The following is a 13,814-nucleotide window of genomic DNA, read 5'->3' as shown; positions in this document are numbered from 1 at the left end:
CTGGCAACAGTCAAGCGCGTGAAGATGCCCGATCAAACACTGGCTTGGAGCGGTCTGCGTGAGCGCAGTCGAACGCAAGCCGCTCTAAAGCCCGAGCAATTTGTCCAGCTTCGCCATCTCGTCGAATGGTTCCGCCCCATGGGCCGCGAGCACGTCGCGCGGTGTCTCCCGCGCGAAGCCCAGCACGCGGCAGCCCGCGGCGATGCCGGCGCGCACGCCGGGAACGCTGTCCTCGATCACCACGCAATCCTGTGGCGCCGCGCCGCAAGCCGCCGCCGCGGCCAGGTAGATGTCGGGATAAGGCTTCGGCCGCTCGACATCCTCGAAGGAGAAGACGCGCTCGGCGAAGACCGTAGCGAGCCCGAGCGAGCGCATTTTCGCCATCAGCTCGGCGCGCGCGGAATTCGACGCGACGGCGACCGGGATGCCCGCGCCGGCGACGCGGCGCACGGCCTCGGCGGCGCCGGGCATGGCAGGGGTGCGCTCGGTCATCTCAAGGGCGATGAGGTGAGAAATATCCTCCGCCCAACCCGGCGGCAGGGGCCCGACCCGCGCCTCGATGCGCGGCACCATGTCGGGCAGGGCGAGGCCGAGGAAGGTCTCGCGCGACTGGACGGCGGTCATCGGCCAGCCCAGCGCGGTGAGTTGGTCGGCGACCAGCGCGTTCACCACCATTTCGCTATCCGCGAGCACGCCGTCGCAGTCGAACAGGACAGCGCGCGGGATCATGCCGCGGCCTGCGACGGGGCGCGCGCCCTGGCATGCGGGCAGTCGCCATGCTGCTTCGGGCATTGCCGCGCGCCGGCGAAGGAACACAACGACCGGCCCGAGGCCAGCGCCGCCCGCGTCAGATCCGCCAAGGCGGCGATGAAGGCAGGATCGCTGTTCTGCGCCGGCACGCGGAAATAGCCGGGCACGCCAAGCTTTTCCGCGACGTCGCGGTATTCAACGTCGAGTTCAACCAGGGTTTCCGAATGTTCGGAGACGAAGGCGATCGGGCAGACCAGCAGCGCGACCTTGTCATGCGCCGCGCGTTCGATCTCCGCCTCGGTCGAGGGCCCGATCCACTTCTGCGGCGTCACGCGCGACTGGTAGCAGACCGTGTGGTCCAGCCCGGCAATGTCGCCCAACTGCCCGACCACGGCGGCGACGGTCTGTTCGACCTGCCACTGATAGGGGTCGCCGGCCTTGATGATGCTCTCGGGCAGCCCGTGGGCGGAAAACAGGACGCGCAGAGGCACATCGGCGGGCAGCGCGGCGCGGGCGCGGGCATGGGCGTCTCGCACCAGCGCCGCCGTCGCCGCGGTGAAGCCGCCATGCGAATGCCAGCAGCACAGCGTAGTGGTCGGCACCGACAGGCCGATGGCTTGGCACGCCTCGTCCCAGGCGGTGACGGAGCTGCCCGTCGTGGTGGTGGAATATTGCGGATAGAGCGGCAGCAGCAGCACCTCATCGGGCTGCCAGGCCTGCACCTCGCGCGCGACGGCGTCGCTCATCGGGTGCCAGTAGCGCATCGCGACGAAGCAGCGCGCCTCGATCGCCGGGTCGTCGGCCAGCGCGGCGCCGAGCGCGCGGCCCTGTTCCTCCGTCAGTTCCAGCAGGGGGGAACGGCCGCCGATGATGGCGTAGTTCGCCAACGCCGGCCTGGTGCGACGCCAGGCGATCAGCCGCGCGAGCCAGCGCCGCACGAAACCCGGCACCCGCAGGATGGCGGGGTCGGAGAACAGGTTGGTCAGGAAGGGCTGGACGCTTTCCGGGCGGTCGGGACCGCCCAGGTTGAACAGCACGATGGCAACGCGGCGCTTTGTCATGATGTCGCCCCAGATGACGCGGGACCGGCCCGCGTCAAGGTTCGGGCGTGTGTCAGGCGTTCGCCACGGGCATCGCGGAGCCCTGCCCGCGGCGCGACTGCCACAGCTGCACGAAGTCGATCGGCGCCAGCAGCACCGGCGGGAAGCCGCCGTCGCGCGTCACATCCGCGAGGATGTTGCGGGCGAAGGGGAACAGCAGGCGCGGGCATTCGACCAGCAGCACCGGCTCCAGCATCTCCTGTGGAACGCCGTTCAGGGTGAAGATGCCGCAATAGACCAGCTCGGCGATGAAGGCGGTCTTGTCTTCGGCGGTCTTGGCGTCGCAGCGGATCTGCAGCGAGATCTCGTAGGTCTCCTGCCCTTCCTGCAGCCGGCGGGCCTGGACATCGAGGGCGATGTCGATCCGCGGCGCGTCGCGCATGGACAGGTAGATCTCGGGCGCGCCCGGCACTTCGAAGGACAGGTCCTTGGTGAACTGCAGGTTCAGCACCACGGGGCCGGTAGCGGGGTTGGCACTGCCATTGGCGCCGTTGGGCGGGATCGGCTGGTCGGACATGTCGGGGCCTCTCGGATCGGGCGCGCCGGGGCGCGCCGGAAGGGTGGCGGCGCGGTTAGCACGCGGGGCCGGGGGCGGCAAACGGATGCAAATCATCTCGCGCACCATGCGACGCTCGTCCTAGGCTTTGGCCCAACCCGCCGCATGACGGCGGCCAGGAGGAACACGCATGCCGTCATTCACGCTGGACCGTCGCGCCCTGTTTGGCACCGCCGCCGCCCTGCTCGCCGCGCCGCGCCTCGCCGCCGCGCAGGATGCCTGGCCCAACCGGCCGGTCCGCTACATCAACCCCTATGCCGCGGGCGGGCCGACCGACACGCTGTCGCGCCAGCTCTGCCAGAAGATGTCGGAGATGTCGGGCCAGCAATTCGTGGTGGAGAACCGCACCGGCTCGGGCGGGCTGGTCGGCAACCAGATGATCGCGCAATCCGCGCCGGATGGGTACACGCTTGGCCTTGGCGGCATCGCCTCGCACGCCATCTCGCCGACGCTCTACGCGCATATGCCCTTCGACGCGCAGAAGGACTTCACCTTGGTCACCGGCATGTGGCGCCTGCCGAACCTGCTGGTGGTGAACAACGACATCCCGGCGCGCACCGTGCCGGAACTCATCGCCTTCCTGAAGGCGCATCCGGGCCAGTACGCCTATGCATCGGCCGGGGCGGGCACCACGCTGCACATCTCGGGCGCCATGTTCTGCACCATGGCGGGGGTCGAGATGACGCATGTGCCCTATCGCGGCAGCGCGGCGGCCTATCCGGACATCATCGCCGGCCGGGTGCACATGATCTTCGACAACATCCCGGGTGCCCTGGCCCAGGCGAAGGAAAACCGGGTACGGCCACTCGGCGTCACATCGTCCGACCGCAGCCCGGTGGTGCCGGATGCGCCCTCCATCGCCGAGACGCTGCCGGGCTACGACATGGCGTCCTGGACGTGCCTGTGCGGCCCGGCGGGCCTGCCGCCGGCGATGGTGCAGCGCATGTCGGCGCTGTCGCGCCGCGCCCTGGAGACGGAGGAGCTGAAGCGCCAATACCTCGACCAGGGCGCAACCGCCTGGTGGACGACGCCGGAACAGATCGCCGATTTCCGCGCTTCGGAGGAACGGCGTCTGGCACCGCTCATCCGGGCGTCCGGCGCGCGGGTGGAATGACCGCGTGCTGGTGAGGGGTGGATGGGTGGCCGCCCTTCAGGACGGACCGCGCACCATCCACGTCCACAGGAACGGCGTGGCGACGAGCCCGTCGCGACGATCCGGCGTGCAGAGGCGGGGCGCATCCCAGCATTGGTTGCCATGGCGCGGCACATGAATCGGGATGCCTGCCAGCTCCCCGCGCGGCTCGACGGTGACCTCCGGCAAGGTTACCGGCACGGGGTCGAACAGCCGGCGTGGGGGATTCCCGGCCAGCGAGGCCAGGGTCGCGACGCCCAGGGCCAGCGCGACGCCGGTGCGGAACCGGGGCCGCGCCATCGTCGCGAAAGCCCCGGCGGCGCGGCTGGAGCGCCAGCCGACCGGCGCGACTTGCGCGATCAACAGCAGCAACGGCAGCACCAGCCAGCTCTGGCCATAACGGACCAGCGGCGCGGAGATGAACCAGAAGGCGATGCCGGCGCCGGCGATCGCCATCAGCACCAGCATGTCCCGCCGTGCGGCGCCCGGCAGCGTATCCGCCACGACCACCAGCCGCTGCCCCAGCAGTAGCCTTGCCGCCAGCAACACCGCGACGAGGCCGCCCAGCACTAGGAAGGTCGGTCGCGACGGCTCGATGGCCAGGCGGCCGACCCAGTCGGGCAGCCAGGACCAGTCGGCCAGCACCGTCTCGGGTGACGCGTCCGGCCGGCGGGCCCAGGACCGCATCCAGTCGACATCCGATTGGGCGACGGCGGCGTTGATCCGCCACGGCACCGGCAGGCAGCTCGATGGCTGCGGATAGGCCAGGCAGCCCGAGGTGGCGACGCCGCGCGCCAGCCAGGGCAGGCCGATCGCCAGCGCCGCCCCGGCCCCGAGCGCGATGTCCCGGCCGGCAAGCCAGCCACGCCGCCAGGCCAGTGCCGGGATCGCCATCAACAGCACCACCGGCAGCGCCGAGAGCTTGAGCGTGACCGCCAGCGCCGCCACCACCGCCAGCATTGCCGCGGTGCCGGCGCGTTCGGGCGCCGCCGAAGCGATGCCGCCCAGATCCGACAGGCGCAGCGCCAGGTGGAAGCCGTACAGCACCATCAGCGCACTCGGGACGTCCGAATTCGGCGACCCCATCCAGACGCGTAGGATCAACAGCGGGGTGAACAGCGCCAGCCCCACAACCAACAGGCCGAACAGCGAGGAGCGCAGCCCGATGGCACCGGCGCGCGACAGGGCGCGCTGCGTCACGGCGAGGATAACGAACACCATCAGCAGCGCATTGGTGGTGAGCGCGCCGAGCAGCCCCGGCAGGCCGCCCGACAGCAGCGCGGCAGTCGGAAAGACCGCCGAGTTGTAGCCGAAGCGCATATGGATGTTGGCGCTGCCGAGGATGAGCGGAAACTCCATCACCAGCCGCACGGCCTGCAGGTGATAGAGCCCGGTATCGAAATGCCCGCGCGTCGAGGCGGGAATCATGGCGCCGAGGCGCAGGCAGGCAGCCAGGAGCAGCAGCAGCGTCGCCGCCATGCCCCAACCGAAGGCATCGGTCTGCCGGGCGAGGCCTCGCCATTGCCCCAGCAGCAGCCCGATGCCGAGAAGGCAGACCGCAGCCGCCGGCAGCCCGCCAAGTGGCACGAAGACGTGGCCCATGGTCGCCACCAGCCCAAGCACGACATAGCCCAGGATGCCAAGATCCCCGACCGTGACGCCGCGCGCCACGCCGGGGTTCAGCCGCTCGGCCAGGCGCAGCGCCAGCAGGCCGTAGCCGAGGCAGGTCATGGCGCCCAGCAGCACGACAACACCGGCCATCAGCATGGGGCAGACCCTCCAGCGGCCGGTGCGACCGGCGCGGTCAGTCCGCCCCGTCGATCAGCGCGCCGGTGCTGCGCCCGCGGCCTGGTTCAAGCGTTTTCGTGTAATACAGCCCGGCCACCGTCTGGCCGCCGACCCGGGCATAGAAGGGATGCGTGCCCCAATGCTGGTAGCCGAGCGCCTGGAACAAAGCGATGGCGGTCGCCTGCGTTTCGCGCACATCGAGGTTGATGACGCGGTGGCCCAGCGCGGCGGCGCGTTCCTCCGCCTTGGTCACCATCAGGCGCGCCAGGCCGAAGCCACGGGCATAGGGGGCGACATAGGCGTGGGTGAGCGTCGCGGCGAAAGCCTGCGCCTCATTGTTGCGCGGCGGGCGGACCAGCAGGGCCGAACCGACGGCGTGGCCATCCAGCCGGGCGACGAACAGTTCGCGTTCCGGCACCAGCAACACGCCGCGGAAATGGCGCTCCAACGCGGCGCGACCCTGGGGTTCGACCCAGCCGAAGCCGCCGCCTTCGATGATGGCGGCATCCGTCGCCTCGGCCAGGTCGGCGAGGTCGGCGTCGGACAGGCGCTCGACCCGCTCGACGCCGATCTGCCGGGGGGGTTGCACGGCAACGGAAGCGTTCAAGGTTCCCACCGCATGAAATTGGCGAGCATGGCAAGCCCGATCGGGCCGCTTTTCTCGACATGGAATTGAAGCCCGGCGAGATTGCCGCGCGCAATGATCGCGGTCACGGGGCCGCCGTAATCGGTAGTGGCGATGACGTCCTCGGGATCCTCCGCCTCAAAGGCGAAGGAATGGACGAAATAGACCTGGTCGCCCGGCTTCACCCCATCGAGCACCGGGTGGAAGCCTTCCTCGAAGGACAGGGCGTTCCAGCCCATCTGCGGCAGCGGCAGCGGCGCGTTGTCCATGCCGCGCGGGTCCATCGGCGCGACCTCTCCGGGGATCCAGCCCAGGCCGAGCGTCACGCCATGTTCGAGACCACGCGTGGCCATCAGTTGCATGCCGACGCAAATGCCAAGGAACGGCACGCCATGGCCGCGCACGCGTTCCTCCAACGCCTCGACCACGCCGGGCAGCGCGTCGAGGCCCCGTCGGCAGGCGGCGAAGGCGCCCTGGCCGGGCAGCACGATGCGGTCGGCGAGGCGCAGGTCGGCGGCGGCGGTGACCACCTTCACCACCGCGTCGATGTCATGGTCCTCGGCGGATTTCTCGAAGGCGCGAACCACCGAGGCGAGGTTGCCCGACCCCGGATCGACCACCGCGATGCGCTGCGTCATGCCCCGCCCCTTCAGACCGCCACATGGGCGAGATCGGGCCGCCAGGCCGCGAGTTGCAGAAAGGCCGCGTCGGCATCGCGGCCCATCACCACCGCCTCGGTCCGCCAGCCGCGCAGGCCGAGCCACCAGGCTTGCAGGTTGCGCGCCTCGAAGCCGATGAAGACCTGCAGGCCGAGGCTCAGGGCGATCGCCGGTTCCGCCGGCAGGGCGGCGCCGAGCACCAGAACGGCGGCCAGGTAAAACGCCGCCAATGCGAACAGCCGGTGCGCCAGGAACCACAACAGCGGGGCGACCAGCGCCCACAGGGCGAAGCCGTCACGCAGCAGCACGGCCCGCGGCGGCTTGCCCGCCACCGGCGGTCTGAGATGGACGGTCCACACCCGCATGGTCAGGCCTCCAGCACGCCTTTGGTGGAGGGTATCACACCGGCGGCCCGGGGGTCGGGCTCGGTGGCCTGCCGGAGGGCGCGCGCAGCGGCCTTGAAGCAGGCCTCGGCGACATGGTGGGCGTTGGTGCCCGCCTTCAAGGTCATGTGCATGGTGATGCCGGCATTGAAGGCCAGGGCGCGGAAGAATTCCTCGAACAGCTCGGTGTCCATCTCGCCGACCTTGTCGCGCGCGAAGGGCACCGACCAGGCGAGGAAGGGCCGGCCGGAGATGTCGATGGCGCATTCGGCCAGCGCCTCGTCCATCGGCAGCAGCGCGGCGCCATAGCGGCGGATGCCGCGCTTGTCGCCAAGTGCCTTCTTCAGGCATTGGCCGATGACGATGCCGACATCCTCGGCGGTGTGGTGGAAGTCGATATGCAGGTCGCCCTTGGCGGCCACGCCCATGTCGAACATCGCGTGGCGGGCCAGCGCGGTCAGCATGTGGTCGAGGAAGCCGATGCCGGTGGCGACCTCGGCCCGGCCGGACCCGTCGAGGTCCAGCGCGACGCGGATCGCGGTTTCAGCGGTTTCACGCGAGATCTCGGCGCGGCGCGGCGGGGAGACAATTCCATCCATGGGGCGCTTCCTACGCCCCCCGGGGCTGGTCCCGCAATCATGGCGTCAGGAAGGTCCGTCGCGGACCAACGTCAGGATGTGGCGTGCACCCATGCCGGGCGGATCGTCAGGCCGCCAGCGCCTGGCCCGCCCCGCTCATCATGTGGCGGATGGCCAGCCGCGCCTCGGATGACAGCGCCGTGAAGGCGACGTGGATGCGGTCCTCGCCGACCGCGACGACGCGCATCGGCATCAGGTTGGTGCCGAAAACCAGGGCGCCCGCCATGCCCACCGCCGCCCTGGTCTCGGTCGCGTCCAGCGCGGCGCCGCCTTCGGACAGGTCGAGCAGATTCACCGCGACGGCACGGCGGCCGGCTAGTTCCAGCATGGCGCCGCGGCGCAGCGGCACGCGGATGCTGGCGCGGCGCTGGATCTCGGCTTCGGGACCGGCGGCGATGCGGCCGAACAACTCGCGCCGTTCGGCCACCGATTCATGCGCCTCCCGGGTGGCGCGGGCCATGGCCTCGGCGGCCTCGGCGCTGCCATACAGGTCGCCGGTGACGCCATCTCTGCGGCCTTGCACGGCGCGGAAGGCACCAGTGGCGCCATCCACGGCGCGGGCGATATGCTCCGCAAGCGCGGTGGCCGGACGCACGGGGTGGCCGGACGGCGATGCGGCGCGGTCGCGGATCAGGGCGATGGCTGCGGCCATGGCGCCGATGTCATCCGCGCGGCCGAGGCCCGGAATGGCGACAAGCCGCTCGCCGCGGGCCACGGCACCCAGGGAATCGGCCAGTTGCGCGAGCGGGATGGTGACACGCGCCGCCAGCACCCACCCGGCGCCGAGCGCGGCGAGGCTCGCGGCCAGCATGACGAGGCCGACCGCTGGGTCCTGCCCGGGGTTGGCCAGGAGATGGGCGGCGACGCCCGCGTTGGTTAGGCCAATGGCGGCCAAAAGGCCAAACGGCAGCGGGGCTATCCTGGCGTGCATCGCGGTCCACCATCGGCTCGAATGTTGTCGGCCAATGAAGGGAAGCACGCCAAACCCTTACCAATCGTAACCAACGGGCCCGCGCCGCCCCCCGGTTGAGTCGCGGCGGGGTCGCGCCCACATTCGGCGCACCATGACCTCCACACAACATGATCCCCTCGGGTGGCACGGCACCACCATCCTTTGCGTGCGCAAGGACGGCCGCGTCGCCATGGCCGGCGACGGCCAGGTCTCGCTTGGCCAGACGGTGGTGAAGGGCAATGCGCGCAAGGTGCGCCGCATCGCCCAGGGCCGCGTCCTGTGCGGCTTCGCCGGAGCCACCGCCGATGCCTTCACCCTTCTCGAACGGCTGGAGGCGAAGCTCGAACGCTTCCCCGACCAGCTGGAACGCGCCTGCGTCGAACTGGCCAAGGACTGGCGCACCGACCGTTACCTGCGCCGCCTCGAAGCCTTGCTGGCAGTGGCGGACAACAAGCGCAGCCTGCTGCTGACCGGCCAGGGCGACGTGCTGGAACCCGAAGACGCCATCATCGGCATCGGCTCGGGCGGCAATTATGCCTTGTCGGCCGCCCGCGCCCTGCTGCCGGTGGAAGGCATCGACGCGGAGGAGATCTGCCGCCGCTCGATGAAGATCGCCGCCGACATCTGCGTCTACACCAATGGCAACATCGTGCTCGAAAGCCTGGAGGCGTGAGCGCGACCCAACCCGTCATCATCACCCCACGGATCGCGGCCTGCCGCGATCCGCGAGCGCACAACGCGACCGCGCCCAGACCACCCGTAGCCGCCGACGCGCCAGTGCTCGGCGCGAAGCCAAGCCGCGCGGATGCGCGGCGCCTCACGCCGACGGCGTGCTTTCGGCACGACGCGTTTGAAGGCTGAAAAAAATGTCTGAATCCATCAATCTGAGCCCGCGCGAGATCGTCTCCGAGCTAGACCGCCACATCGTCGGCCAGCAGGACGCCAAGCGGGCCGTCGCCATCGCCCTGCGCAATCGCTGGCGCCGCCAGCAACTGCCCGAAGGCATCCGCGAGGAAGTGGTGCCGAAGAACATCCTGATGATCGGCCCGACCGGCGTCGGCAAGACGGAGATCGCGCGGCGTCTCGCCAAGCTTGCCAATGCGCCCTTCCTGAAGGTGGAAGCGACGAAGTTCACCGAGGTCGGCTATGTCGGCCGCGACGTGGAATCAATCGTCCGCGACCTGGTCGAATCCGCCATTACGATGGCGCGCGAACAGGCGCGGCGCGGCGTGCAGGCCAAGGCGGAACTCGCCGCCGAGGAGCGCCTGCTGACCTCGCTGGTCGGCGAGGGAGCCTCGGGCGAAACCCGCATGAAGTTCCGCCGCATGCTGCGCGCCGGCGAACTGGAAGCCCGCGAGATTGAGGTGCAGGTCGCCGATGCGGCTGGCGGCATGCCGATTGGCATGATCGACCTGCCGGGCCAGCAGGGCATCCAGATGCAGAACATGCAGGAGATGCTCGGCAAGATGTTCGGCGGCCGGCAGAAGCCGCGAAAGATGTCGGTGGCCGAGGCGCGCATCGCGCTGACCAAGGAGGAAGCCGACAAGCTGCTCGACCAGGACGCGCTGGTGCGCGATGCGGTGTCGAATGCCGAGAACAACGGCATCGTCTTCCTCGACGAGATCGACAAGGTCTGCGCGCGGACCGGCGAGGGCGGCGTGCGCGGCGGCGACGTCTCGCGTGAAGGCGTGCAGCGCGATCTGCTGCCGCTGATCGAGGGCACCACCGTCACCACCAAGCATGGGCCGGTGAAGACCGACCACATCCTGTTCATCGCCTCGGGTGCCTTCCACCTGGCCAAGCCGTCGGACCTGCTGCCGGAATTGCAGGGCCGCCTGCCGATCCGCGTCGAGCTCGCCGCTCTGACGCGCGACGATTTCCGCCGCATCCTGACCGAGCCGGAGCATTCGCTGCTGAAGCAGTACACCGCCCTGCTCGGCACCGAGGGGGTGACGCTCGCCTTCGATGCCGAGGCGGTGGATGCGCTGGCCGACCTCGCCGCCGAGATCAATGCGACGGTCGAGAATATCGGCGCGCGACGGCTCGCCACCGTGCTCGAGCGGCTGCTGGAGGAGGTCTCCTTCACCGCCTCCGACCGAGGCGGCGATACGGTGCAGGTCGATGGCGCGATGGTGCGCGGCAAGGTGGCGCCTCTCGCGGGCAATGTGGATCTGTCTCGGTTCATTCTCTGATCGGCATGCATGAAGGAGGTTTCACGCGACTTGCGTGAGACCTTCCGTCATTGATTGCGAACGCCTCGCACTCGCTGGTGAAACACCATGACCTCCCACGCTATCGACGCCGGACTGATCCTCTTTCGCGAGGGGATGGAGGCCATCCTCGTCCTCGCCGCCTTGTCCGCCTTCCTGCAACGGGCGGCGCCGGAGCAGGGCCGCTCGCTCGGCTTCGGCGCCCTCGCCGGGGTGGGCGCGAGCCTGCTCGCCGCCGCCGCCTTCATGGCTTGGCGCGACGGCGCGCATGACGACCGGCTCGAAGGCGTGGTCTGCCTGCTGGCGGCCGGGCTGATGTTGTGGACCGGCGGCTGGCTGGCACGACGGTCCGACCCACGGGCCTGGACGGCGGAACTTCGGCGCAAGACGGAAACGGCCATGGCCTCCCCGCGCGTCGGGCTGGCGGTGGGCGCGATCGGCTTCCTCGCGGTGTTCCGCGAAGGGGCGGAGACGGTGCTGTTCCTCGCCGCGCTGCTGCGCGACGCGCCGTCGCCGGCGGCGCTGCTGCCGGGCATCGCGGTGGCGGTGGTGATGCTGGCGGCCTTGTGGTTCGCGCTGACGCGGCTGGCGCTGCGACTGCCGCTCCGCCCGCTATTCCTCGGCACCTCCGTGTTCCTGCTGGTGATGGCGGTGCGGCTGGCGGCGGCGGCGGTGCAGGAATTCCAGGAACAGGCGATGCTGCCGCTCGACCCCATCGACCTGCCGCGCTGGGCCGACAGCCTTGGGCTGCCGGACAATCTGGAACAGATGGCGGCGATGGCGCTGGTCGTGGTGCTGGCGATCCCGGCGCTGGCCGCCGGGCTGCGCGGCGGTGGGGCGCGTTCGGCCGCGGCCTGACCGGGTGGGCCAAGCGGCGGCGCGGTCATCCCCGCGCCGTATCGCTCCGGCAGGTCCTTGCCATGCGACCCCGAACCCAGCACCAACAGGCATTCATTGGCGAACGGCCGGTTGTCCGGCCTGCATCGGCGACCGTGCCGGGCAGCCACGGCGTGTCGGTCAACGCGTACCGGCTCGTCCCCGTCGTCAGGCACGGAACCCCGAGACTCAGCGCCTCGTCCGACCGGAATGCCGAATTGCCGATCGGACCTGACGGCGAATCGGCACCTCCGTCGCGTTCAGCGCGCCACCAGCGCCTTGAGGTCCGCCTGCGGCCGCGCCCCGAAATGCGAGATCGCCTCGGCCGCCGCGACGGACCCCCAGCGCCCGCATTCGGCCAGGTCCCGCCCGTCCGTCAGCGCCGCCAGGAAGCCGGCGGCATAGGCGTCGCCGGCCCCGGTCGTATCCACCACCGTGGTCGGCTCGGCGGCCACTTCATGCGCCGTGGTGGCGGTGAGGACCAGGCTGCCCTTCTCGCTGCGCGTCAGGGCGGCAAGGCCGACCTCGGTCTGGGCGATGGTCGCCGCCGCCTCGACATTGTCGGTCTGGTACAGGGCGCAGATCTCGGCCTCGTTGGCGAAGAGGATGTCGGCCTCGTCGCGGACGAAGGCGCGGAAGGCGTCGCGGTGGCGACCCACGCAGAACGGGTCGGACAGGGTGATCGCCACTTTCCGCCCGGCGGCGTGGGCGATGCGCGCGGCGGCGCGGAAGGCGGCCTGCGCGGCCGGCGGGTCGAACAGATAGCCTTCGAGGTAGGTGACCTGCGCCGCGGCGATCGCGGCCTCGTCCAGGTCGGCCTCGCCGAAGGTCACGCAGGCGCCGAGGAAGGTGTTCATGGTCCGCTGGCCGTCCGGCGAGACCAGGATCAGGCAGCGCGCGGTGGGCGCCCCGCCGGCCAGCGGCGCGGTCGGGAAGGTCACGCCGGCGGCGGTAATGTCGTGGCGAAACACCTGGCCGAGCGCGTCATCAGCGACCTTGCCGAGATAGCCGACCTTGGCACCGAGCGCGGCCGCGGCGGCGCAGGTATTGGCGGCCGAACCGCCGCTGCTCTCGATGCCCGGGCCCATGTCGCCATAGATGCGCTCGGCATCCTCGGGGCCGATCAGGGCCATGCTGCCCTTGGCCATGCCGTGGCGGGCGAGGAAGGCCTCCTCGGCGCGCGCCAGCACGTCCACGATCGCGTTGCCGATGCCGAGGATGTCGAGGGCGTGGGTCGTCATGCGCAGCACTCCAGTTTCGCGTCGTGCGCGGGATAGCGGCGGCCGCGGCCGACGGCAACCGCGCATGGACGGGACAACCGCGCATGATCGCCAACTGGCACGCGCCGCCGGGCGCGGCCCTGCCGCTTCGCACGGGCGGCGATGGGCCTAGTGTGATGGGCATGTCGAAGGATGTGATGACGGCACCCTCGGGAGGCGCGCCAGCCCCCGAGCCGCGCTGGCCTGTTGCGCTGACGATATTCGGCGTGCTGATCATCGCCGCAGCAATGCCGGACCGGCTGACGCTGCTGCCGCCCTGGGCGCCACTGCGATAGCCTTCATCGCCCTGTTGCCGCTGGCCGGCGTCACGCTGGCCAGCGGCAAGCGTCGATGGCTGCGCATCGAGCGCGCCGTGTTGCTGGCGGCCGCGACCTTGATCCTGGTCCTGACGGTGGTCGCCCTCGCCACCCTGATCCGGCACATCATCGTGGGCGGGCCGGAGCGGCTCGGCGGGCTCGAACTGCTAACCTCGAGCGTCGTCTCCTGGGTGGTCAACGTCGCCGGCTTCGCCCTGCTGTTCTGGCAACTGGATGCCGGCGGCCCCCGCGGGCGGACGACCGGCGCGAAAATCCGGCCGGACTGGCTGTTTCCTCAGACGGCGCCAGGTGATGCTGCGCCTGGCTGGGCGCCGGGCTATGTCGACTACCTCTACCTCGCCTTCTCGACCGCCACGGCCTTCAGCACGACCGACGTGATGCCGCTAACCGGGCGGGCGGAGATTCTGATGATACTGGAGGCGTCGATCGCGCTGGTCACCATGGTCATCGTCGCCTCGCGGGCGATCAACGTCCTCGCCAACTGACGGGCGGGCCACCAGCCGCGGCACGCTTGCTGCGCCGGGCACGGGCGGAAGGGATGCGGCAGC

At 70.4% G+C, this 13,814-nt stretch carries 16 protein-coding genes; 6 read left to right on the top strand and 10 right to left on the bottom strand.

The genetic code is table 11. The features are described from left to right. Window positions 1–84 precede the first annotated feature (84 nt). Genes IEY36_RS18660 through secB form a run of 3 tightly spaced genes read right to left on the bottom strand, consistent with a single transcriptional unit; the run spans window position 85 to window position 2,367 of the window. Window positions 85–729, bottom strand: a complete 645-nt coding sequence (locus IEY36_RS18660) for an HAD family hydrolase (RefSeq protein ID WP_188969490.1) — start codon at window positions 727–729, stop codon at window positions 85–87. Then, on the bottom strand, window positions 726–1,811 hold the full coding sequence (gene hemH / locus IEY36_RS18655) for a ferrochelatase (protein ID WP_188969488.1): 1,086 nt from the start codon (window positions 1,809–1,811) through the stop codon (window positions 726–728). Before hemH ends, IEY36_RS18660 begins: the two co-directional genes overlap by 4 nt. Before the next feature lie 52 nt (window positions 1,812–1,863). Continuing rightward, a complete protein-coding gene (secB, locus tag IEY36_RS18650; protein ID WP_188969486.1) occupies window positions 1,864–2,367 on the bottom strand; it encodes a protein-export chaperone SecB in 504 nt (167 codons plus the stop codon). A gap of 169 nt (window positions 2,368–2,536) precedes the next feature. Here secB and IEY36_RS18645 point away from each other — a divergent pair, with 169 nt between their 5' ends. Further along, entirely contained in the window at window positions 2,537–3,520 is a 984-nt protein-coding gene (locus IEY36_RS18645) for a Bug family tripartite tricarboxylate transporter substrate binding protein (protein ID WP_188969484.1), read from the top strand. A 36-nt stretch (window positions 3,521–3,556) separates the two neighbouring features. On the opposite strand, the gene IEY36_RS18640 is transcribed toward IEY36_RS18645, so the two are convergent. The 6 genes from IEY36_RS18640 to IEY36_RS18615 form a co-directional block, all read right to left on the bottom strand. After that, entirely contained in the window at window positions 3,557–5,305 is a 1,749-nt protein-coding gene (locus IEY36_RS18640; protein ID WP_188969482.1) for an LIC_10190 family membrane protein, read from the bottom strand. 37 nt (window positions 5,306–5,342) lie between these two features. Continuing rightward, complete coding sequence (locus IEY36_RS18635; protein WP_229681418.1) at window positions 5,343–5,933, bottom strand: GNAT family N-acetyltransferase; 591 nt, start codon at window positions 5,931–5,933, stop codon at window positions 5,343–5,345. Next, a complete protein-coding gene (gene hisH / locus IEY36_RS18630; protein ID WP_188969480.1) occupies window positions 5,930–6,589 on the bottom strand; it encodes an imidazole glycerol phosphate synthase subunit HisH in 660 nt (219 codons plus the stop codon). The genes IEY36_RS18635 and hisH overlap by 4 nt, the downstream gene beginning before the upstream one ends. An 11-nt stretch (window positions 6,590–6,600) precedes the next feature. Beyond that, window positions 6,601–6,975 carry a DUF2628 domain-containing protein gene (locus tag IEY36_RS18625; RefSeq protein ID WP_188969478.1) on the bottom strand — a complete coding sequence of 125 codons (375 nt, stop codon included), beginning with the start codon at window positions 6,973–6,975 and terminating at the stop codon, window positions 6,601–6,603. A 2-nt stretch (window positions 6,976–6,977) separates the two neighbouring features. Next, window positions 6,978–7,592, bottom strand: coding sequence for an imidazoleglycerol-phosphate dehydratase HisB (gene hisB, locus IEY36_RS18620; RefSeq protein ID WP_188969476.1), 615 nt, complete (start codon window positions 7,590–7,592; stop codon window positions 6,978–6,980). A gap of 106 nt (window positions 7,593–7,698) precedes the next feature. Beyond that, window positions 7,699–8,562: a PilZ domain-containing protein gene (locus tag IEY36_RS18615; protein WP_188969474.1), complete on the bottom strand. Its 864-nt coding sequence runs from the start codon at window positions 8,560–8,562 to the stop codon at window positions 7,699–7,701. A gap of 133 nt (window positions 8,563–8,695) precedes the next feature. Here IEY36_RS18615 and hslV point away from each other — a divergent pair, with 133 nt between their 5' ends. From hslV to IEY36_RS18600, 3 genes are all read left to right on the top strand, one after another. Then, window positions 8,696–9,256: an ATP-dependent protease subunit HslV gene (gene hslV, locus IEY36_RS18610; protein ID WP_188969472.1), complete on the top strand. Its 561-nt coding sequence runs from the start codon at window positions 8,696–8,698 to the stop codon at window positions 9,254–9,256. A 193-nt stretch (window positions 9,257–9,449) separates the two neighbouring features. Continuing rightward, the gene (gene hslU / locus IEY36_RS18605) at window positions 9,450–10,775 is read left to right on the top strand and encodes an ATP-dependent protease ATPase subunit HslU (protein WP_188969470.1); all 1,326 of its coding nucleotides are present in this window, start codon (window positions 9,450–9,452) and stop codon (window positions 10,773–10,775) included. Window positions 10,776–10,862: 87 nt separating this feature from the next. Next, window positions 10,863–11,651, top strand: coding sequence for an FTR1 family iron permease (locus tag IEY36_RS18600; RefSeq protein ID WP_188969468.1), 789 nt, complete (start codon window positions 10,863–10,865; stop codon window positions 11,649–11,651). Between the two features lie 278 nt (window positions 11,652–11,929). On the opposite strand, the gene IEY36_RS18595 is transcribed toward IEY36_RS18600, so the two are convergent. Further along, entirely contained in the window at window positions 11,930–12,910 is a 981-nt protein-coding gene (locus IEY36_RS18595; protein WP_188969466.1) for an adenosine kinase, read from the bottom strand. A gap of 83 nt (window positions 12,911–12,993) precedes the next feature. Between IEY36_RS18595 and IEY36_RS18590 the strand changes: the two genes are divergently transcribed. Further along, entirely contained in the window at window positions 12,994–13,224 is a 231-nt protein-coding gene (locus IEY36_RS18590) for a hypothetical protein (RefSeq protein ID WP_188969464.1), read from the top strand. A gap of 14 nt (window positions 13,225–13,238) precedes the next feature. Further along, window positions 13,239–13,751 (top strand): DUF1345 domain-containing protein, encoded by a 513-nt coding sequence (locus IEY36_RS18585; protein WP_188969462.1) that lies wholly within the window; start codon window positions 13,239–13,241, stop codon window positions 13,749–13,751. Window positions 13,752–13,814: the final 63 nt, after the last annotated feature.

The organism is Neoroseomonas lacus (assembly GCF_014644535.1).
Taxonomy (GTDB): Bacteria; Pseudomonadota; Alphaproteobacteria; order Acetobacterales; family Acetobacteraceae; genus Neoroseomonas; species Neoroseomonas lacus.
This window is presented reverse-complemented; position numbering and strand designations above follow the sequence as displayed.

Excerpts from the sequence above, each read along its gene's own strand:
- IEY36_RS18660 (WP_188969490.1), bottom strand. The coding sequence starts at position 729 with ATGATCCCGCGCGCTGTCCTGTTCGACTGCGACGGCGTGCTCGCGGAT.
- hemH (WP_188969488.1), bottom strand. The coding sequence starts at position 1,811 with ATGACAAAGCGCCGCGTTGCCATCGTGCTGTTCAACCTGGGCGGTCCC.
- secB (WP_188969486.1), bottom strand. The coding sequence starts at position 2,367 with ATGTCCGACCAGCCGATCCCGCCCAACGGCGCCAATGGCAGTGCCAAC.
- IEY36_RS18645 (WP_188969484.1), top strand. The coding sequence starts at position 2,537 with ATGCCGTCATTCACGCTGGACCGTCGCGCCCTGTTTGGCACCGCCGCC.
- IEY36_RS18640 (WP_188969482.1), bottom strand. The coding sequence starts at position 5,305 with ATGCTGATGGCCGGTGTTGTCGTGCTGCTGGGCGCCATGACCTGCCTC.
- hisH (WP_188969480.1), bottom strand. The coding sequence starts at position 6,589 with ATGACGCAGCGCATCGCGGTGGTCGATCCGGGGTCGGGCAACCTCGCC.
- IEY36_RS18625 (WP_188969478.1), bottom strand. The coding sequence starts at position 6,975 with ATGCGGGTGTGGACCGTCCATCTCAGACCGCCGGTGGCGGGCAAGCCG.
- hisB (WP_188969476.1), bottom strand. The coding sequence starts at position 7,592 with ATGGATGGAATTGTCTCCCCGCCGCGCCGCGCCGAGATCTCGCGTGAA.
- IEY36_RS18615 (WP_188969474.1), bottom strand. The coding sequence starts at position 8,562 with ATGCACGCCAGGATAGCCCCGCTGCCGTTTGGCCTTTTGGCCGCCATT.
- hslV (WP_188969472.1), top strand. The coding sequence starts at position 8,696 with ATGACCTCCACACAACATGATCCCCTCGGGTGGCACGGCACCACCATC.
- hslU (WP_188969470.1), top strand. The coding sequence starts at position 9,450 with ATGTCTGAATCCATCAATCTGAGCCCGCGCGAGATCGTCTCCGAGCTA.
- IEY36_RS18600 (WP_188969468.1), top strand. The coding sequence starts at position 10,863 with ATGACCTCCCACGCTATCGACGCCGGACTGATCCTCTTTCGCGAGGGG.
- IEY36_RS18595 (WP_188969466.1), bottom strand. The coding sequence starts at position 12,910 with ATGACGACCCACGCCCTCGACATCCTCGGCATCGGCAACGCGATCGTG.
- IEY36_RS18590 (WP_188969464.1), top strand. The coding sequence starts at position 12,994 with ATGATCGCCAACTGGCACGCGCCGCCGGGCGCGGCCCTGCCGCTTCGC.